At 62.2% G+C, this 22,904-nt stretch carries 19 protein-coding genes and 2 pseudogenes; 8 read left to right on the top strand and 13 right to left on the bottom strand.

Annotation, left to right across the window (positions count from 1 at the left end; genetic code table 11):
- Positions 1-70: 70 nt before the first annotated feature.
- The 5 genes from TS85_RS01495 to TS85_RS01475 all read right to left on the bottom strand — a co-directional run bounded on the left by TS85_RS01495 (position 71) and on the right by TS85_RS01475 (position 8,784).
- A complete protein-coding gene (locus TS85_RS01495) occupies positions 71-2,731 on the bottom strand; it encodes a TonB-dependent receptor (RefSeq protein WP_044330018.1) in 2,661 nt (886 codons plus the stop codon).
- A 209-nt stretch (positions 2,732-2,940) separates the two neighbouring features.
- On the bottom strand, positions 2,941-5,709 hold the full coding sequence (locus TS85_RS01490; protein ID WP_162184679.1) for a TonB-dependent receptor domain-containing protein: 2,769 nt from the start codon (positions 5,707-5,709) through the stop codon (positions 2,941-2,943).
- 114 nt (positions 5,710-5,823) lie between these two features.
- Entirely contained in the window at positions 5,824-6,762 is a 939-nt protein-coding gene (locus TS85_RS01485) for a FecR family protein (protein WP_044330016.1), read from the bottom strand.
- The gene (locus tag TS85_RS01480; RefSeq protein WP_044330014.1) at positions 6,740-7,255 is read right to left on the bottom strand and encodes an RNA polymerase sigma factor; all 516 of its coding nucleotides are present in this window, start codon (positions 7,253-7,255) and stop codon (positions 6,740-6,742) included. The genes TS85_RS01485 and TS85_RS01480 overlap by 23 nt, the downstream gene beginning before the upstream one ends.
- A gap of 515 nt (positions 7,256-7,770) precedes the next feature.
- Positions 7,771-8,784 (bottom strand): IS110 family RNA-guided transposase, encoded by a 1,014-nt coding sequence (locus TS85_RS01475; RefSeq protein WP_044330013.1) that lies wholly within the window; start codon positions 8,782-8,784, stop codon positions 7,771-7,773.
- 144 nt (positions 8,785-8,928) lie between these two features.
- Here TS85_RS01475 and TS85_RS01470 point away from each other — a divergent pair, with 144 nt between their 5' ends.
- Complete coding sequence (locus TS85_RS01470) at positions 8,929-10,305, top strand: IS1182 family transposase (RefSeq protein ID WP_044335663.1); 1,377 nt, start codon at positions 8,929-8,931, stop codon at positions 10,303-10,305.
- A gap of 321 nt (positions 10,306-10,626) precedes the next feature.
- Here TS85_RS01470 and TS85_RS01465 read toward each other — a convergent pair whose 3' ends face one another.
- The 4 genes from TS85_RS01465 to TS85_RS26370 all read right to left on the bottom strand — a co-directional run bounded on the left by TS85_RS01465 (position 10,627) and on the right by TS85_RS26370 (position 13,585).
- Entirely contained in the window at positions 10,627-11,532 is a 906-nt protein-coding gene (locus TS85_RS01465) for a HEPN domain-containing protein (RefSeq protein ID WP_044335662.1), read from the bottom strand.
- 47 nt (positions 11,533-11,579) lie between these two features.
- A complete protein-coding gene (locus TS85_RS25145; RefSeq protein WP_155006267.1) occupies positions 11,580-11,771 on the bottom strand; it encodes a sigma factor-like helix-turn-helix DNA-binding protein in 192 nt (63 codons plus the stop codon).
- A gap of 184 nt (positions 11,772-11,955) precedes the next feature.
- Positions 11,956-12,879, bottom strand: coding sequence for a DUF2493 domain-containing protein (locus TS85_RS01460; protein ID WP_044330011.1), 924 nt, complete (start codon positions 12,877-12,879; stop codon positions 11,956-11,958).
- Between the two features lie 142 nt (positions 12,880-13,021).
- Positions 13,022-13,585 (bottom strand): hypothetical protein, encoded by a 564-nt coding sequence (locus tag TS85_RS26370; RefSeq protein ID WP_227698628.1) that lies wholly within the window; start codon positions 13,583-13,585, stop codon positions 13,022-13,024.
- 420 nt (positions 13,586-14,005) lie between these two features.
- On the opposite strand from TS85_RS26370, the gene TS85_RS26365 reads away from it, so the two are divergent.
- Positions 14,006-14,305, top strand: coding sequence for a helix-turn-helix domain-containing protein (locus TS85_RS26365; protein ID WP_407082107.1), 300 nt, complete (start codon positions 14,006-14,008; stop codon positions 14,303-14,305).
- 146 nt (positions 14,306-14,451) lie between these two features.
- On the opposite strand, the gene TS85_RS01445 is transcribed toward TS85_RS26365, so the two are convergent.
- Complete coding sequence (locus TS85_RS01445; RefSeq protein ID WP_044330010.1) at positions 14,452-15,297, bottom strand: LytTR family DNA-binding domain-containing protein; 846 nt, start codon at positions 15,295-15,297, stop codon at positions 14,452-14,454.
- A gap of 134 nt (positions 15,298-15,431) precedes the next feature.
- Here TS85_RS01445 and TS85_RS01440 point away from each other — a divergent pair, with 134 nt between their 5' ends.
- A complete protein-coding gene (locus TS85_RS01440; protein ID WP_044330009.1) occupies positions 15,432-17,363 on the top strand; it encodes a TonB-dependent siderophore receptor in 1,932 nt (643 codons plus the stop codon).
- Between the two features lie 116 nt (positions 17,364-17,479).
- Here TS85_RS01440 and TS85_RS01435 read toward each other — a convergent pair.
- Both TS85_RS01435 and TS85_RS01430 read right to left on the bottom strand, forming a co-directional pair.
- A pseudogene (locus TS85_RS01435) lies at positions 17,480-17,856 on the bottom strand (transposase); the annotation flags it as partial.
- A gap of 133 nt (positions 17,857-17,989) precedes the next feature.
- Positions 17,990-19,561, bottom strand: coding sequence for a sulfatase family protein (locus TS85_RS01430; protein ID WP_052507674.1), 1,572 nt, complete (start codon positions 19,559-19,561; stop codon positions 17,990-17,992).
- Here TS85_RS01430 and TS85_RS25985 point away from each other — a divergent pair.
- Both TS85_RS25985 and TS85_RS01420 read left to right on the top strand, forming a co-directional pair.
- On the top strand, positions 19,560-19,748 hold the full coding sequence (locus tag TS85_RS25985) for a hypothetical protein (RefSeq protein WP_044330005.1): 189 nt from the start codon (positions 19,560-19,562) through the stop codon (positions 19,746-19,748). The two genes, TS85_RS01430 and TS85_RS25985, sit on opposite strands and share 2 nt — an antisense overlap.
- A complete protein-coding gene (locus tag TS85_RS01420; protein WP_044330003.1) occupies positions 19,745-20,659 on the top strand; it encodes a nucleotidyl transferase AbiEii/AbiGii toxin family protein in 915 nt (304 codons plus the stop codon). Before TS85_RS25985 ends, TS85_RS01420 begins: the two co-directional genes overlap by 4 nt.
- Positions 20,660-20,832: 173 nt before the next feature.
- On the opposite strand, the gene TS85_RS25135 is transcribed toward TS85_RS01420, so the two are convergent.
- Positions 20,833-21,138, bottom strand: coding sequence for a hypothetical protein (locus TS85_RS25135; RefSeq protein WP_155006265.1), 306 nt, complete (start codon positions 21,136-21,138; stop codon positions 20,833-20,835).
- Positions 21,139-21,199: 61 nt separating this feature from the next.
- Between TS85_RS25135 and istA the strand changes: the two are divergent.
- The 3 genes and pseudogenes from istA to speD form a co-directional block, all read left to right on the top strand.
- Positions 21,200-21,957: pseudogene (gene istA, locus TS85_RS01415) on the top strand (IS21 family transposase); the annotation flags it as partial.
- A gap of 187 nt (positions 21,958-22,144) precedes the next feature.
- Positions 22,145-22,411, top strand: coding sequence for a hypothetical protein (locus tag TS85_RS25915; RefSeq protein WP_193790682.1), 267 nt, complete (start codon positions 22,145-22,147; stop codon positions 22,409-22,411).
- A gap of 94 nt (positions 22,412-22,505) precedes the next feature.
- Positions 22,506-22,886: an adenosylmethionine decarboxylase gene (gene speD / locus TS85_RS01405; protein WP_052507673.1), complete on the top strand. Its 381-nt coding sequence runs from the start codon at positions 22,506-22,508 to the stop codon at positions 22,884-22,886.
- The last annotated feature ends 18 nt before the right edge of the window (positions 22,887-22,904 follow it).

The following is a 22,904-nucleotide window of genomic DNA, read 5'->3' as shown; positions in this document are numbered from 1 at the left end:
TCTCATTGTGATAACCCTGCTGTGCGGGATAGCCCACCGGCCCCTGATGTGACCGGTGCGCTGCCAGATGTCAGAATGCGGCGTTGAGCGTAGCGGTGAAGGTCCGCGGCACGCCGATATTGGCCGAGGGGACATTGTCTGCAGACAGCGATCCACCACCAAAACCACCAACATAGAACTTGTTGAACAGGTTCGTCACATTGATCTGCAGGTAGGTTCCCCGCTTCAAACCCAGCTTTTCCAGCGATACTTTGGCGTCTATATCAACCAGCGTGTAGCTCGGCGTTTGAGCACCATAGACCTGATAGCTCACATTCTGGCCATTGAGGGTGTAGCTGGCAGTGATCGGACGGTTCTGATCGTTAACATAACGGCCGCCGGTATATTTCGCTTGAACGCCAACCATCACCGGACCGGTGGTGTAGTCGACGCGACCACCCAGCGTTCCGGTAGGGAAACCGGACTCCCGCTTGCCCTTAGTGGCAGCATAAACCGGAGTTGCCACCCCGTTCACGATCGTCGTGCCGCTCTGGACGTCATCGAGGATGGTCGATTTGAGATAGGAGGCGAAGGCGTGAAGGCCGAGGCCGGGGATCGGCCGCGCATCCACTTGAAAATCGATGCCATACTTCTCAACATCTCCGAGATTACGGAAAACCGTGACGTCGAGAACGGGATCGAACGCGCTCGCGAGGCGGTTCTGATAGCGAGTGTACCACGGGCTGATTTCGATTTTTAGGTTCCGCGTGGCATAGCGGAGGCCTGCGTCGAAATTGTTCGACGTTTCAGGCACCGGACGGGTGCTCTGGACACTCTGCGGATAGTAGAAGCTGTTGTAGAGATTGGAGACGCTCGGAACCTGCAGGCCGCGGGAATAATTGGCATGGACCACAAAGCGATCATCGAGCCGAAACACGAATCCGGCAGACGGCAGAAACTCATGATAGCGGTAGGTTCGCGACTGTGGTGCCGCCTGTCCCGCAACAGTGTTGGTGCCTCCGTTGAACGAATAGGAGTTCTGGCTCGCATAGTCCGAATTGGCAGCAGCATTGTCCCGGCCCAGGCAATTGACCCCGCCCGTCGCCGTTCGCGTGAAGCAATAGTTCGTCAGATCGCGGATGAACCAGGGAGACCGCAGCCCGGCATTTATGACGAGGCGGTCGTCAGCAAAGCGGCCGATATATTCGGCGGAAACCTGATGCAGCGTGGCGAAGGAACGACGGTCGCGACTTTGCAGGACATATCCGCTCAATGCCTCGGTCGGACTGTCCATGGGAAATACCATGACGGGAGTGCCATCGCGATTCAAGGGAGCGAGTTCGCCCGTCTGGCGTTGGCGTCCATAATCCCAGGAATAGCCGAGACGGACGGTATTATTCTCATCGATCGTATAGCGCAGCGATGCGATGACGCCGAACCGATTGGTGCGCGCCTGTCCAGGCGACAGCATCGTAACACCCTTGGTGTTCGACGCAGCGCAGGCTGCACCGAGTGGCGAGCAGGTATCGAGCACATCGCCATCGCCGTTCAGATCCCTGCCGCCATAGAATTGTCCGTCGATGTAGCCAGTATATGTCTTGCCGTTGACGATCCGCACACCCTCGCGCGCCGTGACGGTGCCACCGCCATTCATCTTGATCGACTGGAAGCTGGGATCGACCGTCAGGACGAGGCCCCTCGCCAATGTAAAGCGCGAGTTGATGCGGATGTTGCGAGTGTCGGCGGGATTGAAGCTGTAAGCGCCAGCAGTGCCGCAGCCGTTCACGTCGTCCGCCACGCCAGCCGTGCCCTCGGGCGTCGTGCAACGTGCGATGCTCAGGGGCAACTGATCAAAACCAGTCGGGAAGCGATTGGCGCTCGCGCTGCCAAAAGCGCGAGACGTAGTTACCAGCGTCTGGTTCGGCGAGCTGCCTGTGACGGAGTAGGCCACTGCATCGGTGCGTAGCGGGACCGATGCAGGCTGGTTATTGCGATAGCGACTGTGCGTTCCGGCAATCGAGATGAAATCACCGTTGGAACCGAGCGGCTGATATATTTTTCCATTGAACTGGGTGCGCTCGGTCTTGCCCCAATCATTGGTGAACGGATCGTAGGACACGGTGCTGGCCGCGAGCCATAGACGAGTTCCCGAGGCCGTCAGATTGCCGGTGTTAATCTGGCCAAAGAAGCGATGCATGTTGAACCGGCCGACGGTCGCGGCAACGCGTCCGCCAAATTCCTCGGTCGGACTCATCAAGCGGTAGTTCAAGGTCGGTCCAGAGGCCGCCGCCGTAGGAGAGTCCACATCAGTGGACCCGAGATTGACCGACACCTGCTCGATCAGTTCGGAGTCGAGCTGCTGCGCGCCATAGACGGCGTAATTGCCGGTATCGTTGAGCGGAATACCATCGACCGTGAGCGAGATGCGGCCAGAATCGAAGCCACGGATCGACATGGTCGCATTCGCCGCGCCAAACGGATCCGAATTCTGTACACTGACGCCAGGCAACTGGTTGATCAGCTCAAAAACCGATTGACCAGGGCGCTGCTTGGCGATGAACTCCTGATTCAACGTAGCACGGGTTTTGGTCGTCTCAGCCTGCTCAAAGCCACCCAGCGACTTGGTCGGCGAACCTGCCGTTACGACGATATCATTGCTTTCGATATCGAGCGTGCCGGTGGATTGGGCATGAGCGCAAACAGGAATGGTCAAAGCAGCAAGTGCAACGCCGGTGAAAAATGTAGATCTCATGATAACCTCGAAAATGTTTGAAATGAATCCTCTCCGCGCAGCGGAATGATATTTTCTATTGAAAGTGAATTTGCTCAGGCAAAGCGGTGCCGGTCACCCCGGCAGGGGGTGTTGAGGTAATTACGGAATTCGTTATTTATTTAGCGGGCGATCTACCTCACCATGATCTCGCTAAATATGAAAAATGATATCATGGTAATTATCCGTTGTTAGAATCTATAGGTGATCGCTGACTCGAATGTTCTGGCGAATATTGGCCGGCCGTAGATTGGCGTTGGCGTGCCTTGGCCGGTCAATTGATCGGTGCGAGGGTTGCCCTCATTCAGGCCAAAGGTGTTGGTAATATTCCGCCCGGTGATTCGGAGATCCCAGTTACCTTGCCGAAGGTTCAGACCAACATCGAAATTCTGATAGGCAGGCAACAGAGTGTTATTCATCACGTCGGTCCATCTACTGCCGACGAAATTGTATCGGCCGTAGAGATCGAAGCTGGTCTGCCCCTGATCGAGGCTGATAGTCGGCGAAATATTGCCATACCATTTTGGCTGACGGGACGGCATGTTCCCGTTCACGTCCACTGCTTGACCGCCACGATCATCAGAAAGGTTTTCAACTTTCACATCGTTATAGTTGGCCGTGGCTTCGATGCGCAGCCAGCGCTGAGGGCGAAAGGATGCGGCCACTTCAACGCCTGGGACCAAGGCATCGCCTGAGTAATTGTGTTGAACAACCATGCCTGTGATGGGATCGATACCGTCACCCACCGCTGTGAACGGTGCGTACCTGGCGAAAAATGCGGTTGCGAAGAGCTGCAATCGGCGCGTGTTCAGCTTGAGGCCAAGTTCATACTGATCGACGGTTGTCAGCCTGATCGCTTCAGCGTTGACCACGGCGCTGGCATCCGGCGCGTTGTATGATCTCGCATAGCGCACATAAGCGGCCAATTTCGTGGAAAATTCCAGATTGGCGCCAGCCGTCCAGGCGAAAAATCGCCGGCTTGTTAAGACTGGAATATATTGTTCGGTCAGGCCCTGCACATTGTCGTCAGCGAGTGTGGCAGGATTACCCAGATTGTAAGTCGACTGGCCAAACCGTCCGCCCTTAACATTCAGATATTGCCAACGAAGGCCGCCATCCAAGCGGACCCGATTGGCCACTTGCCACTCATCATTGAGATAAAAGGCCATGTGGCTCGCCATGGCATCATCGAGTTGACGCCCGGTACCATAAGCTAGGACGCCGTTGTCGGTCACGTAGCCCACCACGCTTCCGTCTGCAGCGCGTGCGACGAGATCGAGCAACTGCGGATTGCTTGCCATCTCAAGCAGGTAGCGCTGCCGGAAGCGGTCGAAACTATGCGTGAAGTGAGATGCTGCGGCACCGATCGTGAGATTATGCACGCCCCAGCCGGTGTTGAATTTCCGGGTGGCGCGTATGTCATTCAGGATCGACGAAGCCGTCGTGACGTACGATAGAAGGCTGCCAGTCAGCACGAGACCATGAGTCTGCGATGGATCGAAGTGGGTCGCTCCGCCTGTGCCCGCAAGGGCGAAATCCAGAGATGTGTAGGGCCCAAAGGCTGCGCTGGCGGCCGCTATATAGCGATTGGAGAACTCTTCGGCCCTGATCGGATTGCCCTCCGAATAGAGGGCATCGAAACTCATATCGACATGCGCCCAGCGCAGCCGGTTGGTGAGGGCCCAACCGCTGTCGAAATCTCGGTGGAAATCGAGGCCGACGGTCTGAGTTCTGATATGGCGGCCATCACTGAGATCGCGCGTCACCGCATTGGTGGTGCCATCCGCAGATGGATACAGAATGAGGGAGTTGCGCAGCGCTGGCGTATTGAGCGTCCCCCTCGAGGGATCGAGAACATCGGCAAGGCTCTCATCAGGATCGTATGGATTAGCCAAGGGGATAGGCAGGTAGAACGCGTTCCGATCGTCAAGAACTCGGACGAACAGGTTTAGGTCTCCACCACTAAACCTGCGCGTCAGATTCATGCGAAATTGGCCACCCCTGTCTCCCAGATAACCGTTGTCGCGATAGCCCTCACTGACGCGATAGAAACCGCCAAGCGCGATCGCGGTATGCTGATCCAGCGGTCCGGCATAATATGCATCCGCTCGCGCTAGGCCGATGGAAGCGCCAGTCAGGCGCACGGCACCCTCTGCGGTCGAGGTGCCGCGGCGGCTGACATTGTTCATGATGGCGATTGCCTGGTCGGCAAAAACAGGAGTCGATCCGCCGCGAACGATTTCAAAACCGGATGTCATGATGTCGATGCGGCTCAGCACGTCGGCCTTGCCGTTCCCGATGCTGTTCTGGGCCAGAATCGGAGCGGCGTCCTCCTGATACTCCGTGAAATATCCAGAGTCGGGCAAGCCGCGAATGCGCCACACATTCTGCGCCTCGCCGGAGTTCGCTTCGGCATAGATGCCGGGCACTTTACCCAGCATGTCCGCCGTGCTCGTCGCTCCAATGCGCTGGATGTCATGTTCAGAGAGCGCGGTTACTGCATAAGATGCTTGGAACTGACGTTGCCCTTGCGCCGTCCCTGTCACGATTATCGTGTCCAGATTGAGCCCATCTCGACCGCCCGAAGGTCGACTGGCGACCGACTTCTTCACCTCCGGCCGAGGACGCTGCGCTTGCGGTCGATCATTCCCAGGTGCCCGGATTATCAGATATGTCCGACCGCGCCTATCGAATGTCAGACCGGAACCGCGCAACATTTCAGCCAGCGCTGCATCGGGAGAACTCGCGCCCTTCACAGCGCGAGCCCCCTTTCCGCGCACCAACTTCTGATTGACCAGTATCTGTATGCCCGTCAGCCGAGAGAGCCCGTTAAATGCTTCTTCCAAGCTCGACTCGGGCAGGCTGATCCGAGTTTGGGCAACAGTCGGCGAAGCGGCGCATGCCGCTATGATAATGGACGTATCGATGCTCGCGCGGAGCGAGCGGTAGTATGCGTACACCCGAACCCCCCGGCGCCAAGGCTGAAACTCTTCAGACCTAAGACGCTGCGAGAGGACAAGTTTCACAAAGTTTTTTGTTGCATTTTAATGACATGGGTCTCGCATGCCGCGACCCTATTCTTCCCTCAGGATCAGGGCATGGCTTGTCCTGTCGATTCGGAAGGACTGGATCACAGCCAGGTTGTCTAACTGTTCCGATGGCCTGGAGAGCTTGATACGGCCACTCACTGGCTGATTTGCTAGCCTGTCGCCCTCAATCTCGATTGGCAGCGGCGACAAACTCTGGAGATCATCAATCACCTGTCGCAACGGAGTGCCTCTGTATTCGACCCAGTCATCACGCCAACGCGCCACATCGCTCAGATTGACATTTTTCATCCGGCTGACGCTCGAGCCGCTTAGTGTGGCTGCTTGGCTTGCCTTCAGGTTGACCGGTGTACCGAACCATCCCTGATGCTTAAGTTCGACCTCGCCCTCCGTGACCGTGACACGCACTTCCGATGGCTTGCTGAGCACCTCGAAGCTGGTTCCGATATCGACGATGTCAGCGCCATTGGTCCGAATGCGGAAGGGACGATCAGAATCATGCGCAACATCGGCGAAGACGGCACCTTGTGAAAAATCGACGACCCTATCGCTGCGCGTAAAGCGAACATTGACCTTGGCCCCGCCCCCTAGGGTTAACCGGCTGCCATCTGGCAGCGTGATCGAACGAACGGCGCCGTCCGCAACCTCGAATGTCTGTGGCGTGGCGAGTTGCAGCTCAATCGACGGCAGTGACTGATAACTGACGAGCGAAAGCAGCGCGACGACTGCGGCGCTCGCCAGTCTTTTGCGGGCCATGCTTTTGCGGCGGCCATAATCGCACAGTGCGTAGTCCATGTCTGGTCCCATCACGCGCTGCCACATCGTTTCGAAAATGGGCTGGCAACGCGGATTGCCGGACAGCCAGCTGCGGAAGCCTGCCTCGTCGAACGGGGCATTGTCCATGTGACGCTCGACCCACTGCGCAGCTTCCCATTTGATGGGATCAGGCTCCGTGATAGCCGCCACGCTTTTCGATCTTCTCGATCGCCGCATCGAGATCCAGCACCGCTCGTGCGACATGGTTGCTAACGGCGCTGGGAGACAGGCCAAGTGCTTCGCCGACCTCCCCGGCTGTTTCTCCATGCACCCGGCGGCGAATGAAGACCTCGCGGCGCAGTTTTGGCATCTCCTTGAGGATCGCGAACACCTGATCGACGAGTTCCTTGCGCTCCAACTGTAAGTCGATTGCGGAGTTCGGGCAGGGCATCGCTTCAGACAGCTCAACCGTTGACGCTCGGCCTTCCCGTCGAAAATGATCGCGAACAAGGTTGATCGAAATGCGCTTTAACAGGGCAGGAATGTTCGTGACGACATTGTCCGCCTTCGCCTCGAAGCTCAGCAGTCGCAGATAGGCTTCCTGGACGATATCCTCGCTTAATGCTGAATCGCGAACCTGCCGGCCGACATAGTGCAGCAGTTCGGCGCGCTGTTCGCGCAAAAGGGGCATTGTGGCGGCCATCGCGGGGGATGCATATGAGCCGGATGTGACAGTATCGTTGCGTGGACAGCCGGCTGCACTGTTCATTGCTCATGGCAGTTTTTGGCGTTGTCCCTTTCCTACTTGAGAGGACAGTTTTCTGATATTTGCGACCCGAAATCTGCCGGTCTTTTAGCAACCAGACCTGCTTCCGCGGCGAACCTTTTTCCGTCAACCAATCGTCCAGTTTATCCGAAACCAGACGCTGTCAGTTGCGATCGCGAACGACGGCTACGTCCCAATTGTGTTCTCTAATAGGGCAAGGTCTGGCTGCTCGGTCCTGAGCGGATTGGGTGCCTTTGGGTGCCTGCGTTCTCTGCGTGCTCGATATCGGCACTTGATGGGGTCAGCTGGGTGCAACGTGGCTTGGTTGAAAGCGCAGTCGGTCGACGGGTCGGCCGCATGCTACAGAATCGGCGCCATCATTTGCTCCCTCCCTCGGGCGTTGCTCCCGCTCGGGAGCTCGGTGCGGCCTCCTGTCTCTTGGTCGGCGGAGATTAGGCCGGTCGGAAGTCGGTGCCGTGTCGGAGCATGGAGTGCATGATGATGGCGAGGCGTCGGGCGAGCGCGATCCGCGCCTTGCGCATGGTCGAGCGCCTGGCGATGGCGAGCGCCCAGTCCTTCAGCTTCAGATCGCCCTTGTAGCGGGTGAGCATGACGTTGGCCGACTCATAGAGCAGGGTTCGAACGCGTCGGTCGCCAACTTTGGAGATCCCGCCGACATAGTCGATCTCGCCCGACTGGTAGCGCCGCGGCACCAGTCCGAGATAGGCACCGAGATCACGCGAGCGGCGGAAGCGGCCCGGATCGTCGATGGCGGCGGTGAACGCCAGCGCGGTCAGTTGCCCAACGCCAGGGATGGTCATCAGCCGGCGGCACGCATCGGACGCGCGAACCAGCTTCTTCATGTCGGCGTCGATGGCCGCGATCGCGCCGAGTACGGCATGGCGTGCCGCCACGAGCCCTCGCATGGCGCCTGACAGGCCCGCAATGCCTTCGCTCATGGCGATCACCTGGTCTACGAACGCGGGGCTGAGGCCACGCGGCAACCGGACGCCGAACACGACCGCGAGGCCACGGATCTGGTTCTCGAGCGTGACGCGCTGGCCGACCAGCTTCTTGCGCGCGATGATCAGCGCGCGCACCGCATGTGCCGGTAGCGACTTCACGTGCACGGGCTTAAAGAAGCCCGTCCTCGCCAACTGAGCCAGCCCACGCGCATCATTGCGGTCAGTCTTGTGTGTCGCCAGCGTCTTCAGCGCCTGATATGCCTGCCGGCTCTCGACGCAGACAACCGGCACGCCCAGTTCGGCCAAGCCATGGTAGAGCATCGGTGCCATGCGGCCCGTCTCGAACACCACACGCGTACACGCCGGGGCCTTGGCCAGGGCCGCCGAGATCGCCTCCGCTGATGACGACGCCGTCACCTCGTGTATCACCGTGCCGTCACGATCAAGGACGCAGATGTGCGTCTTCTCCAGCGACACGTCCAGGCCAGCATAGTAATCCATGGTCGTTCTCCTCTTCTACATCGGAGCCGATCCTATCGGTCTCCATCGAAGAGCAGCCAGACCATTACCTAATGTTGAAAAACCCGCTCTTGAAGTCGCGGTGACGGTCTGATTCACTCCTACCGGTCGTTGGGAGACATGCGGATGATGGGCGAGCGAACCGTGTCGCAGGAGTCGCTGTTCTACAGCTTCAACCTGGAACGGCACGTGCCGGCGGACCACCTGCTGCGCTCGATCGACCGCTTCGTCGACCTGTCGGACCTACGCGAACAGCTGCGCCCCTTCTACAGCGAGACGGGACGCCCCTCGATTGATCCCGAGTTGATGCTGCGGATGCTGATCATCGGCTATTGCATGGGCATCCGCTCCGAGCGCCGGCTGTGCGAGGAAGTGCATGTGAATCTGGCCTATCGCTGGTTCTGCCGGCTCGGGCTGGAAGGCGACGTGCCCAACCATTCGACCTTCTCGAAGAACCGGCACGGCAGGTTCCGCGACAGCGACCTGCTCCGCCGGCTGTTCGAAACGACGGTGGCGCGCTGCATTGCCGAGAAGCTGGTGGGCGGCGAAGGCTTCGCAGTCGATGCCAGCCTGATCCGGGCCGATGCCAGCCGGCAGCATGTCGTCGATCATGCCGGTCAGCTTCCGCCGGCTAGCGCCAGCCATGCGGTGCGGGAATATCTGGCCGTGCTCGACGATGCCGCGTTCGGAGGCGCGACGCCGGTGCCGCCCAAGCAGCTGGCGGTGGCCGATCCGGCGGCGCGGTGGACGGCGGCGTCGCGCGACCGCGCCTTCTTCGCCTATTCGACCAACTATCTGATCGACCTCGACCATGCCGTGATCGTCGATGTCGAGGCGACCACCGCCATCCGCCAGGCCGAGGTCACCGCCCAGCGCCGGATGATCGAGCGTGCGCACACCCGGTTCGGGCTGTGGCCCGAGCGGCTTGCGGCGGATACCGGATATGGCGATGCCAGGAACCTGTCCTGGCTGGTGGAGGAACGCGGCATCGAGCCGCACATCCCGGTGTTCGACAAGTCGGCCCGGCGCGACGGCAGCTTCGAGCGCGCCGACTTCGTCTTCGACCATGACGACGACAGCTATGTCTGCCCCGCTGGCAAGCGCCTGCGGCAGCGCCGGAAGCACTACCGGGAAGCGCTTCCCTTCGTCGATGCGGAGGGGATGACCCGGTACCGCGCCAGCAAGCTCGATTGCGACGCCTGCGCCCTCAAGCCGCGTTGCTGCCCCAACGCGCCCGCCCGCAAGATCCTGCGCTCGATCCACGAGGGCGCCCGCGACATGGCGCGCGATATCGCCACCACCGACGCCTATGTCGCATCCCGACGACAGCGAAAGAAAGTCGAGATGCTGTTCGCGCATCTCAAGCGCATCCTGAATCTGCGGCGCTTGCGGCTGCGAGGGCCCAACGGAGCGAAGGACGAATTCCTCCTCGCCGCCACCGCCCAGAACCTCCGCAAGCTCGCCAAGCTCATCCCGATGCCGGCCATGGCAGGAGCGCGGTGAGCGACGAGGCAACTCGTCAGCGTCGCTCAGCCATCACGCCGACCGGCGACAGACACCGCCTTTTTCAACACAATCTCCCAGCTCCGGACCTTCGTGCGCGTGCGACGGCGGGTTGCGGGAACGGCGGGTATTGGGGACAGGGATAGAGGCGCTGAACGACAACAGTTGGGGCACAAAGCTGACTAACTGAACTCTCGCGTTCGCGATCGTTACCGCCTCTGGCGGCAGAGACCCTAAAGGGGCTCGGTGCCGCGCAGCGGCATAGAGCGCGGTCGCGCCGCAGGCGCGAAACGCCCACTAATACTGCAGTGCTGACACCTGTCAGGCGTTTGCTTCCGAACGCAGGATTTCCAACTGCTCGAGGCTCAACACTTGCACGATATCACGCAGCCGGCTCACCGATGCCGTTAGCGTCGCGAGATCCTCGTTCTCGATCTCATAGCTGGGCGAATAGCGCGCCTCGACATAGGCTCGCTTCAACAGTTCGAAACGGCGCCGATCAATACGAGTCGCACGCGGCCATGCATCGACCAAGCGCGGCTCCTTGTCCTCTGACAATGACCGCAGGAATTTGATGTTGTGCGACCGTGGGAAGTAGAGCGTCCGTACCAACAGAAAGCACGCGTAGGCACGCTCTGTCGCTTGGTGCAGCGTAAAGGCGGCGAGATTCCTGTTTCCGATGCTCAGATAGTGCTCCGCACCTGAGAGGAGATCAGCGATGTCAGGATACCAATGGTCGAAATATTTCTGCGCCATCATTAATGCATCCGCCGCCGTCAGCGGCTTCGGCGCCGCCAGCGCATGCTGCGGCAACTCGTACAGCACCACGCCGTCGCGGACGATATCGACCCAGAAATACTCGCCGCGGTGCAGCGCCTGATTCACCTCATTGAGGGTGTGGACGATGATGTTGACCGGCCGGCGCACCGCGGGATCGTGGAGGATCTTGTCCTCGGCGATATACCAGTAAGCGGCGATATCGGTGGGGTCCTCGTGGCTGACGATCACCAGCAGGTCGAAGTCCGACTGGTAACCGTTGTCCGGCTCATCGACCCAATCGTCGCGCGAATAGCTGCCGAACAGGATGATCTTGAGGATCTTGCCGTTCTTCTTCCACGGCTGAGTCGAGGTCGAGTTCGCCCGGGCGAACTCCGCCATCAGCGTGTCGCGCACGCGCGCCAGCTCGGCCTGCTGGACATCGGGCAAGTGATCGAGATCGACGCGCATGATCATTTCCTAGCTGTGGCCGACCGTTTCCTCAATGTTCCTGCCGGTCATTCCCGAAATTGCATGAGATGCAGCATCGCGGAGGCGAGAAGGCGCTCGACTTCGGACACGGCGATGTCGAGCTCGGCCGCGATCTGGAAATAGTCGAGGTCGCAGTAGCGTGCCCGACAAAATACCCGCCATTCAGGGTCGGGCATGGCGTCCATCGCAAGACGCAACCTTCCAAGCTCGCGGTTCATTATCCTTCTCCATCGCATGGCGGCCGAAGCCGGGGGAGAGACGGTGCGGGCCCGCGTCAGGAGGCGGGGTGCACCCGCAGGGCCGGAACAAAGTGGAGGACGCGGGGCCTGGGCCCGCGTTGCGGCCCCGCCGGCGCGGGCCCAGGCCTGGCTCGCCCGGGTTGGGCTGCGTTGGAGGCGACGATCATCGCTGCCTGCGGTCGATGATCGCGATGCCGGCGCTGCGCGCCTTGTCGAACAGATTGTCCTGAATGCCCCCGCCCGGGAAGATGATGATGCCGCGGGGCATGCAGGCAATCACGCGGTCGTTGCGCTTGAACGGAGCGGATGCCCGATTGTGCTTCACGAAGTCGGGCTTGAACGGCACCTGCGGGATCTTGCGCTCGCCCGCCCAGAGCGAAGCGATGTGCTCGGCGCCTTTGCTCGACCCGCCGTGGATCAGCACCATCGCCGGGTGGCGGCTATGGACCTTGTCGAGCACCTGCCAGATCGTGCGATGCTCCATGTAATCGGTGCCACCGCTGACATAAATGCGTTCGCCGGGTGGCAGGAGGAGCTTTGCATCGGTCCAGCGCCGATCGTTCACGAATTCGCGGCTTTCGATCACCGCCGCGGTCATCGCGGTGCGGTTGAGCATCGACCCGCTCTTGGGCAGCCAGGGTTTGCGGAAATAGTGGCGAAACTGCTCGGCGAATGCTTCGCGATACGCTTCCATCGCGTCGCGGCGCTCGATCATGGTCCGGCCCTCGGCGATCAGTGTTTCGAGCTCGACCGACTTGACCTCGGACCCGTCCTGCTCGCGCTGGAGGCGTTTCTGCGCCAGCTCGTTGGAATCCAGCTGCCGGTCGGCCCGCTCGGTCGCGCGGTGAAAGACATTGGTGAACCCCCAGAGCAGTTCCTCGAGTTCGGGCTCGAGGCGGGTATCGGCGAGGCTGGCGCCCATCGCGTCGAAGGCGTCGGCTGTCGCTGCCTCGATCAGGCGCCCCTCGGGCAGTGGCCTCGGATCGAGATCATCGTCGAATGGCCGTCGGCCAAACAGTTCCAGCTCCTCCAGCAAATGGGCGAATTGCGATCCGCCCTCGCCCGCCCTGTCGTGAAAATCGTCCATCCGAAGTGCTCCTGGCTGGGGCCGCGTCGCTGCGGCCTTCCTGGCGACAAGAGGCGGTATCGCGCGCGCCCGCGCACGACCGAGGGCAGCGACCGGCAAAGCCGGCGGGCGCCGAAGCGCAGCGGAGGACCCGGGAGCGCGGCTATTTTGCTTCGCGATGCAAAGCGGGCCGCAGGCCCGCGGCGGAAAATAGCCGCGCGGACGGGTTGCACAGGCGCGCGCGATGCCGACCCGTCGCCCTCTCGGAAGGCGCATGGCGCGGACTCTCGCCAGCGCAGCAACGGAGGCGATGCCTCCCGGTCATGAGAGTATCAGGGACGATCTTCGGGCAATATCTGTGCGAGCAGCCGTGTGCGTACCGCGTCCAGACCGAAGGCGCGCCGACCAGGCTGCAAAGCTGGCCGAACGACCAGTGGGTCGGCGCCACAGGTTCGTCGCGGCCCGGCACGAACAGCGCGAGGCGTTCGGCATTGTCGCGGCTCGCCTCCACCCGGACCTCGCGGGTCTCGACGGTACGGGTCGTGGCGCGCGTTGCGCGCGCCAGCGTCGCCGCGTGGAGCTCGCGCAGCGAGAGATAGCGCTCGTCGTCGGGGCGCGAGAACCATTCGGACGAGACGCGCCCGATGCGAGATCCTCGCGAGATATCGACCTTGTAGGAACCCGGACGCCGGGGCGGCGCGGATGCTTGATTGAGGACAGTCGCCATGGAATTTCTCCGCGACGGGTGCCGAGAGACTCTCTCTCGACCCTGACCCGTCACGGCCGAACCGGCCGCGCTCTTCCTCTTCGGGGCGCCCGCGGGGCCGCCCGCTGTAGAAGCGACAGCCAGACCAGGGCCGGGCCTCAGGAGAATGCCTTTCCTCCGGGCGGCGAAGCGCAAAAAAGGAGCGGCGGACAGGATGGTCGTCGCGGCACGAGATGCCACCGACAGAAAGCACATTTCCTATGTTGGTTGATGCGCGTGCAACGACACGTCAAACCTTTACGCAACTACCAACCTGTCATATATGATCACTTACAAGGCACAAGACCTCATATATGGATCGTTATCCTGTCGTCGGCAAAAACCCGGTCGGTGTTGGTTAGGCTTGGCAAGGACCTGCGGGCTGCGCGCCTTCGCCGCGGCATGGCGATCAGCGACCTTGCAGTGCGCGCAGGCACCTCGACCAGCACCATAATCCGGATGGAAAAGGGTGAGGCGGGAGTCGGGATCGGCACGCTCGCCGACATTCTGGTCGTGTTCGGGCTCAATGAACGTCTCGCCGATCTGATCGATGTCCGGCACGACGATCTTGGCCTGGCCCTCAGCAATGAACGGCTGCCGCAACGCGGTCGCAGCTTCTCTGCAAGGCTTCGTCGGCATCGAAGTGATCAGAATCCGGCTTCGCCGGAGGGCGATACCAACGCTGACGGCCTCGCCTTCTGATGGCAGACTACCGCGCAAAGGTCGCGCTCGGCGAAACACTGGTGCCGTGGCAATGCTTACAAACATCATGTGGACAGCGTTGGTGATCGAAGGGGTCCATCACGCGCTGACGACCGGGACTATTTAAAAAGCAATCCGTCACACTGTTACGGCGCAGACAAAACCGAGCGCGCATAGCTTCGCCCAAGTGTGACCGAGACGCCGCACAGCAACTCGACGATGCGGCTCCCGCCCGCCCCCTTGCGGATCTCTCGCACTTGTCGGCTATTCACCACAGTCTGACGATGGACGCGGATGAAGCCCACCGGCGCGAGCCGGTGCGCCAGGTCCGTCAGCGCGACGCGCACTAGATGCGCACGTCCGTCCGCGACGATCTCGCTGTAATTGCCTGCAGACCGGATCAGCACGATGTCGGCAAGACGTAGCCGCAAATGCGGGGCCTCGGGCAGTGCGAGCCATTCGCCGGCCAGTACAGGGCTTTCCCCAGGCTCAGGGCAAGCGACGACCGGCTCCAGTTCAGCGGCTTCGGCGGCGGCACGTTTCGTAAGATACTGGCTCCAGCCCAGAAGCGAGAGCAACACGGCAGTGCCGAGCAGCATGCCGCGTGGCAGAAAGCTGTCAAAGCCGGGCAGCGGTATCGCACCGGGCGCGCAGGTCGGGTACCCTGAAAGCCCGATCGCGAAGCGCGAGGCGAGCATATCCGCGATCATCACCGGCGCGAATGCCAGGACCAGCAGAAGCAACGGCGAGCCTCGCCGCCCAAGCAGGTCGGCGATGGGCCCGCGGCACCCGCAACCGATCACCAGCGCCAGGCACCAGACGAGCATCTTGGCGATCGGTGCCTCGGCCGGATGGTCGGCCGCGAAAGGATTTAGCTGCAGCGCCGTACCGCCCACCCCGTAGCCAAGCACGAACCCGAACAGTGCGAGCAATAGCCCAGCCGCAAGCGGGATCTGCTGATCCCAGACCAATCGATGTGCGTTCGTTTTCATGTCTCCCCGGTAGCGCAGGTGCCCGCGCGCGCGAAGTGTCGTTCGTCCCGCGCACGCGCCGTTCGCACCAAGCCGCTCGATTCCAAGCCATTCAGCCGCGCAGCGGTGCCGCTCCATCTCCGGAGATTGCCAGAATGCGCTTCCCCTTTTTGCCCCTGACGTTGCTCGTTGCGCCCGCCGCGCAGGCCCAAAGCGCGTCGCCTCCGCCGGCCCAGGGACGCGACGTGGTGCGCGAATCGGATGACGCGTTCGGGCGGCGGATCGGGGTGGAGGATGTCGGCCTCTATAGCGAAAGCGAGGTGCGCGGCTTCGACCTGCAAAGTGCCGGCAACTACCGCATCGAGGACCATTATTTCGTCCGTGCCGCCGGCCTGCTCCAGCCAGTCACCGAAGGGACGGCGATCAGAGTTGGGGTCAGCGCCTTGCGAACCGATTTTGCAGCCCCCTCAGGGGTGGTGCAATATTCGCTGCCCGACGCGGCGCCAGGCACGCGTGCCACGATCGAAGCCGGATGGTGGGGCGGCTCGGGCCCGGTGGTACTCCCGCGTCTCGCCGCCGCGACGGCGGGAGGCGAGTTTGGGATGTCGGCCGGCGTCCAGCTCAGCCTCGCCCAGCGGTACGCCGATGGCACGCGTGGGGACTTCGTCGCCTTCGGGTTCGTTCCTCGTTGGCGGCCAGCGCCTGGCATCCGACTGACTGGCATCTGGAGCCGCAACCTTTTCACACGCGGCGCGAGTACCTCCTATTCGGTCACTGGCGCCCCGCCCGCCCGGATCCGCCGCGGCACCGATCGCACCCAGGCGTGGATGGATGTCAGGAACACCAGCGATCTTGCCGGGGTCATGGCCGATATCGAGGCGGGCGCCGGATGGACCTTCGGTGCCTCGGCCTTCCGATCGTCGCTTTCCTATCAGCGTAATGTCTTCAGCCTAATCCGCTTGCCGCAGAACGGCGCACCGGCCGAAGCGAGCGGACTGCTCTACGGCGCCGAGACACGCAGCTCGATCTCCGCAGAGGTCACTGCCGCCAAGCGCTTTTCCACCGGTGCGCTCCAGCACCGCCTGCTGGCCATGATCCGACGCCGCGACAGCATGGCCTCAAGCGACTCGGGCGCGGCATTCCAGCTCGGGCAATATCCTGACCTCGACAACCCACCGGAACGGGACCGTCCCGCGGTAGCGCTCGATCCGCGGCGGCTCCGGGACGATGTTGACCAATGGACGGCCGGCTTTGGCTACCGGCTATCGATCGGTGACAAGGCTGAGATCCGCGCCGACGTCCAGCGCGTCGATTATGTAAAACAGGCACGCGCGCTGGACGGATCGGTGACGGAAAATGCGAGCCGCCCGTGGCTCTATGGCGGTGCCCTCTCGGTCGCGATAACCCCGGCGCTGACCGCTTATGCAAGCTTCACGCGCGGGCTGGAGGAATCCGGCGTAGCGCCGGCGAACGCCATCAATCGCGGCGATATCCTTCCGGCCGCGATCTCGCGCCAGTCCGAGCTCGGGCTTAAATTTCCGATCCGTGGTGGGCCGACCTTGATTGCAGGGTTATTCGACCTCTCGAAGCCACAGTTGGGGATCGATGCACGCGGCGCGTTCGGCTTTGTGGGAACGGTGCGGCATCGGGGCACGGAACTGTCCGTCGCCGGTCCGCTCACGCCGCGCCTCAGCGTGGTCGTGGGAGCAACCTATCTTGATGCGCACGCGCAGGGCGAGCTGGTCGATCTAGGCCTGTACGGTGTCCGTCCTATGAACCGTCCATCCACCGTGGCGCTGGCTAGTGCGACCTGGCGAGCGCCATGGATTGAAGGGCTCGCGATCGACGGTGGCGTAACGTTCCGATCGGAGCGATACGGCGACAGGGCGAACAGCTTCACGCTCCCGTCCTACGCCATCATCAATCTGGGCCTTCGCCAGGCCATCACGCTCGACGGAAAGCCCTTCACGCTTCGTGCGCGCGTGACCAACATCACCGACCGCTTCGCGTGGAATGTGGGGAATTCCGGACTGCTAAACCCGATCGCACCGCGTGCGGTGACGCTGACGCTGAGCGCAGCGTTGTAAGGTGGCGCAATCGGAATTGGCTCGATCCCGAGAAGGGCGCGAGACCGGGTCAACCGGTGAGAGGAAGGTCCGATTTTCAGGCGAAGCTCGTAACCACCGATCTGCGCATAAGGTCAGGAGGAGCGGCTGATCCGCAGCAGACGGCACTGCGCCGAGATCGACAGGCGGCGGTGAGCAGGTTCAATCATCACCCGCCTCCGATCCGCGCTCATCGACCGAAGGCTTTCGCTAAAAAATTCCGCTCCACGACCAGCTGCCCGATTTTGGCGTGCAGCTTTTCCACCTCGCCTTCACTGGCAGTCTTGGCCGCTTCGCCAGCCGCGGCGAACGTGCTCGCCATCCCGTCGATGGGCTGCCGCTTCCAGGCCGCGACCATCGTGTGGTGGACGCCATATTTGGCCGCCAGTTCCGCAAGTGTCAGGTCGCCACGGATCGACTCCAGCGCAAGCTTGGCCTTGAAATCCGCGCTGTAGCGCTTCCTCGTCGTCTTCATTCCCGTACCAATCGATCAGATCGCGAGTAGCTTAACACCCTGTCCAGAAAACCGGCTCCACCTCAGAGAGGAAGTCACCGCCTCCGTCATGCGCGCGTTCAAGCATCTCGCGATCCGGGGATCGCGACGGGCTTCAACCCCTCTTTCGCCCTTGTTGCGGGGTCCGGAAGAAAGATGGCGGGAAGCCGGCCTGCGGGCTGCCGGCGGCGTTGCGCAACTCGTTGCGCCCGCCCGCGTCCGCGCTAAGCGGAATCTGCATGCCGTTGGTTTCGTCCAGCAGCGCGAACAATTTGCCGCTCAGGCGTTCGGCCAGGTCTTCATGGCCGGGACGCGCCAGCAGATTGTCGTTTTCGTGCGGATCGGCGACGATGTCGTAGAGCTCGTCCAAATCCCAGATGCCGTGGAAATGCATATATTTGTAGCGGTCCTCACGCAGAGCGTGCACCGTCGGCGTCTGCGGGAAATTGCGTTCCCAATAATATTCGTAGAGCAGCTCGCTGCGCCACGGTGCCTTGGGATTCCGCGCCAGCGGCAGCATGTCGGATCCGGCCATATAGTCCGGCGCCTCGAGCCCCGCCGCAGCTAGCAGCGTCGGCGCGATGTCGATATTGGCGACCACGGACTCGATCGTGCTGCCCGGTTTGAACAGCGAGGGGCAGCGCACCAGCAACGGCACGCGCATCGATTCCTCATAGGCGTTGCGCTTGTCGATCAGTCCGTGCTCGCCAAACAGGAAGCCATTGTCGCCCATATAGACGATCAGCGTGTCGTCGAGCTCACCGCGCTGTTCGAGCAAATCCAGGATCCGCGCCAACCCTTCGTCAACGGCGAGCAGCGTCTCCATGTAGCGCTTGTAATAGTCGGCGATGTCGAGCGTGCCGTGATAGGCATAATCCACGCCGTGCCAGCTGTTGCGCTGGTTCTCGACCCACATCGGGCGCCCCGGCACCCCAGGCTTCATGTTCTCGGGGTAGCGGAAGGTTTCGTTGTCGTAGCGCCCCTTGTGGCGCTCGGCCGGCAGGAACTCGGCATGCACAGCCTTGTGCGCCAGATGCATCATCCACGGCTTGTTGCGATCGCGCTTGCGGATCCAGTCGATCGCATAGTCGGTCAGCTCGTCGGTGATATAGCCCTTTTGCGGGACCTGCCGGCCGTTGACGTTGAGTCCGTTCGGGCTCGGCAGATAGGTACCCTGTCCCTTGAAACTCACCCAATGGTGGAAGCCGGGTTGCGGGGCATCGCCTTCGTTGCCCATATGCCATTTGCCGATGAACGCCGTGTCGTACCCGGCGCGCTGCAGATACCTGGGATAGAAGATCAGCTCGGGCGGGAACGGATGGTTGTTGTCCACCACCTTGTGCTGATGCGCGTAGAGGCCGGTGAGGATCGAGGCGCGTGACGGCGAGCAGAGCGCCGTCGTCACAAACGCGTTGCGGAAATGCGTGCCCTCGCGCGCCAGCCGATCGAGGGTCGGCGTGTCGCCAAAGTCCTGGGCTTTCATGAACCCCATCGCGTCGTAGCGATGATCGTCGGTAAGGACGAACAGGATGTTCTTCGGCTTCACGCCCGGCTTGCGCTTGAGCCGCAGGTCCTGCTTCCCAGGCTGCCCCTGCGCGACCTGCGCACCGGCCGCCCAGGAATAGAGCCCGAACGCGCCGCCGCTGCCTGCGAGCAGCACGCCGCGCCGATCAAGTTTGTCGACCATGTCATTCTCCCTTGCGATCGGCCGGCACCTGGCCGGCGCGATCCTGAATTTGTCAGAAGTTGAGGCGGATACCGCCGAACACGCGGCGCCCGGCATCAAGATAATTCGCGGGAATGCGATCTACCGTTATGCTCAGCTCGATCGGGTCCAGTCGGTGATCCGGCCCTATCTCGAGGCCATGACATGAGCCGACCACCGAAGAACATGGCGATCTCGGTGCGTGACCGGCTGACAGCGCGTGTGCGCGAGCGCCGCGAAAACGCACAGTTGTTGATGACCCGCTATGTCATCGAGCGCCTGCTCTTTCGCCTGAGCCTGTCGCCCCATCGCGAGCGGTTCGTGCTCAAGGGCGCGATGCTGTTCAGCCTGTGGGCGGCAGCACCCTATCTCGCCACCGGCGACCTCGATCTGCTAGGCGTGGGGGAAAACGCGCCCGAGCAGCTCGCGGCGGTCTTTCAGGAAATCATTGCGGTCGCGGTCGATGACGACGGCATCGTGTTCCGGCCAGAAACCCTGCGCGCGGCTGCGGCCCGTGCCGAGGATGAATATGCCGGTGTCCGTATCGACTTCGTCGCCGAACTCGCCGGCGCGCGCCTGCCGATGCACGTCGATATCGGCTATGGCGATGCGATCACGCCGGGCGCGATCGAGATCGAATATCCGTCGTTGCTCGGCCAGCCCACCGCGCATCTTCGGGCCTATCCGCCCGAAACGGTCGTGGCCGAAAAATTCCAGGCCATGGTCGCGCTCGGTATGCTGAACACGCGCCTCAAGGATTTCTACGACATCTGGGCGATCGTGGGATCGTTTGCGTTCGATGGCGCCGTGCTATCGCGCGCCATCCAGGCCACCTTCGATCGCCGTCAAACCCCGTTGCCCGCCGAGACGCCCCCGGCGCTCACGCCCGCCTTCGCCGATGAGAAGCAGGGCCAATGGACCGCGTTCCTGCGGCGGACCGAAATCGCGTTGGCGCCCGAACCGTTCGCGGCGATCCAGGCGCAAATCGCGGCGCTGGTGATGCCCCTTGTAAGGAGGCTCGCCGAAGGCAGGAGCTTCGATGGCGAATGGCCTAGCGGTGGCCCGTGGATGATGAGGTAATAGTATGGACGCGCAGCAGGCACGTCGCGCTCGCATGATCTGGTAGCGACGCAGCGTGCGTCGGGTTCGGGGATGCGTATCGCGTCTGAATCGACGTCGAATATCCGGAATCCGGGTCGACGGAACCTGACAGAAGCTGATCTGTACGATCGCCCGGCGCGGGATACGCCGCTTCAGGCGCGATTTGAGTCCCCTGCTTCGCTATCGGAGAAACTCAGCCCGTCGAAAAGGTCGCGGTTTTCGAGCAATGCCGCTGCGAAGACCGGCATGCGGCGGATGTCATCGGTGTAGACCATAACCTCACCCATTTCGTTGTTCTCCATCCCGACGCCGGCCCGCGCCGCAACCGCTAGAAGGAGCGCTACATGCTCGCGGCGCGCGCAGAAGGCGACGAGCGGATGAGACTCGTGGTGTGGTCCGCCGAATGCGTGTGAATCGGCCTGCAATATTGACCCCGTTCGGGGCTGCTCGGCTTCCAAAATTGACCCCCTGAACGGATGCGGTTCACGCCTCGTCGCTTTGCGGCGGGGGCGGTGGGAGATGCTGGTCGTGGAGACAGTGGCGCGCATCCGGCGCGAGTTTTTCGTCAAGGGCAAGTCGATCAAGGAGATCGTGCGCGACCTCGGCGTATCGCGGAAAACGGTCAGGAAGGTGCTGCGCTCGGGGGAGACGGCGTTCGCGTATGAGCGCAGCGTGCAGCCGTTGCCGAAGCTGGGACCATGGACGGCCGATCTGGATCGGCTGCTGGAGACGAACGACCGCAAGGCACGGCGCGAGCGCCTGACGATCATCCGCGTGTTCGAGGAACTACAGGGGCTTGGCTACCGCGGCGGTTACGACGCGGTCCGGCGCTATGCGGCGGCGTGGCACCGCGAGCGATCGGTCGCGACAGCGGCTGCGTATGTGCCGCTGAGCTTCGCGCCGGGCGAGGCGTACCAGTTCGACTGGAGCCACGAGATCGTCGTGATCGCGGGCGCCACGACGACGGTGAAGGTTGCGCAGATGCGGCTTTGCCACAGCCGGATGTTCTACGTGCGGGCCTATCCGCGCGAGAGCCAGGAGATGGTGTTCGATGCGCATGACCGCGCGTTCGCATTCTTCGGCGGTGCTTGCCAGCGCGGCATCTACGACAACATGAAGACGGCGGTCGATGCGATCTTCGTCGGGCGTGAACGTAAATATAACCGCCGCTTCGAGCAGATGTGCGGGCCTCCCTGCCATCAATCCCCCGGATTGATGGCTAAACGGTCGGCTATCTGGTCGAGCCAGTGGCGTGCACGCCGGCGTCGGGCTGGAAAACCTGTCTCGTGAGCTTCGAGCGCATGCGCTATAGCGTGCCGGCATCGTTCGCCATGCCCGCGCCGCGATTCTGGCGAAGCCGCATTTCATCGCGGCGCGCATCTGCCCGGCGATCACCGGCGCGAGGACTTCAGCTACGCGCCCTGGCTGGTCGTCGCGACGCATCTGGGGCCGGAGGCGGTCACCTTGGGTACTGTGTCCATCTGGTATCTGCCGCTGTCGGACATTGCGCCCGGCGCCGCCCGTACGCTGCTGGTCGAGCGTTCCGCCGATGACTGGAAACGCATCGTGCGCGACGATCTGCTCGCGACGCATCCGGAACTAGCCGACGCGATTCGGGGCATCGAGCTGTGGCGCTGGGGGCATGCGATGGTCCGCCCGACGCCGGGCTTCCTCTGGCGCGGCGACGCGCTGCTGCCCGATCCGTCGCTGTTCCTCGCGCATTCGACCTGAGCGGCCTGTCGCTTTTCGAGGAAGCCCATTATCGGGGCGTGGATGCCGCCGAACGCGCGATGTCGTCGCTCGGCCACGCGCATGAAAGCCTGTTGTGACCATCGGACACCACCTCCTCGCCGATCTGCACGACGCCCGCGATCTGGCGGACGCCGCCCCGATCGAAGCCTGCCTGATCGCGGCGGCGGCAGCGGCGGTTGCCACGTTGCTGGTAATCCGGCTCCGCAGCTTCGGCCCCGGCCAGGGAGTGACGGGCGTGGCGCTGCTCGCCGAATCCCCCATTTCGATCCACACTTGGCGCGAATATAGCACCGCATGGGTCGATATCTTCATGTGCGGACGCGCGCATTATCTCCACGCCGGGCTTGAGGAGATTGCCACCGGGCTGGGCGCGGAGATAGCGCAGGTGCGCGTGGTCGAACGGCATTTCGGCGATTCGCAGGATGCATGTTCAGCGGTGCGCAGCGGCGAATAGCGGGCAGCGTCCACCACG

The sequence above is a fragment of the Sphingomonas hengshuiensis genome (assembly GCF_000935025.1).
Lineage (GTDB): Bacteria > Pseudomonadota > Alphaproteobacteria > Sphingomonadales > Sphingomonadaceae > Sphingomonas > Sphingomonas hengshuiensis.
The sequence above is the reverse complement of the archived record's forward strand: the minus strand, read 5'-3'. Positions and strand labels throughout refer to the sequence as shown.

What these genes read in the sequence shown, in the direction of transcription:
- TS85_RS01495 (WP_044330018.1), bottom strand. Translation starts at nt 2,731, where the DNA reads ATGAGATCTACATTTTTCACCGGCGTTGCACTTGCTGCTTTGACCATT.
- TS85_RS01480 (WP_044330014.1), bottom strand. Translation starts at nt 7,255, where the DNA reads ATGGCCGCCACAATGCCCCTTTTGCGCGAACAGCGCGCCGAACTGCTG.
- TS85_RS01475 (WP_044330013.1), bottom strand. Translation starts at nt 8,784, where the DNA reads ATGGATTACTATGCTGGCCTGGACGTGTCGCTGGAGAAGACGCACATC.
- TS85_RS01470 (WP_044335663.1), top strand. Translation starts at nt 8,929, where the DNA reads ATGATGGGCGAGCGAACCGTGTCGCAGGAGTCGCTGTTCTACAGCTTC.
- TS85_RS01465 (WP_044335662.1), bottom strand. Translation starts at nt 11,532, where the DNA reads ATGCGCGTCGATCTCGATCACTTGCCCGATGTCCAGCAGGCCGAGCTG.
- TS85_RS25145 (WP_155006267.1), bottom strand. Translation starts at nt 11,771, where the DNA reads ATGAACCGCGAGCTTGGAAGGTTGCGTCTTGCGATGGACGCCATGCCC.
- TS85_RS01460 (WP_044330011.1), bottom strand. Translation starts at nt 12,879, where the DNA reads ATGGACGATTTTCACGACAGGGCGGGCGAGGGCGGATCGCAATTCGCC.
- TS85_RS26370 (WP_227698628.1), bottom strand. Translation starts at nt 13,585, where the DNA reads ATGGCGACTGTCCTCAATCAAGCATCCGCGCCGCCCCGGCGTCCGGGT.
- TS85_RS26365 (WP_407082107.1), top strand. Translation starts at nt 14,006, where the DNA reads ATGGCGATCAGCGACCTTGCAGTGCGCGCAGGCACCTCGACCAGCACC.
- TS85_RS01445 (WP_044330010.1), bottom strand. Translation starts at nt 15,297, where the DNA reads ATGAAAACGAACGCACATCGATTGGTCTGGGATCAGCAGATCCCGCTT.
- TS85_RS01440 (WP_044330009.1), top strand. Translation starts at nt 15,432, where the DNA reads ATGCGCTTCCCCTTTTTGCCCCTGACGTTGCTCGTTGCGCCCGCCGCG.
- TS85_RS25985 (WP_044330005.1), top strand. Translation starts at nt 19,560, where the DNA reads ATGTCATTCTCCCTTGCGATCGGCCGGCACCTGGCCGGCGCGATCCTG.
- TS85_RS01430 (WP_052507674.1), bottom strand. Translation starts at nt 19,561, where the DNA reads ATGGTCGACAAACTTGATCGGCGCGGCGTGCTGCTCGCAGGCAGCGGC.
- TS85_RS01420 (WP_044330003.1), top strand. Translation starts at nt 19,745, where the DNA reads ATGAGCCGACCACCGAAGAACATGGCGATCTCGGTGCGTGACCGGCTG.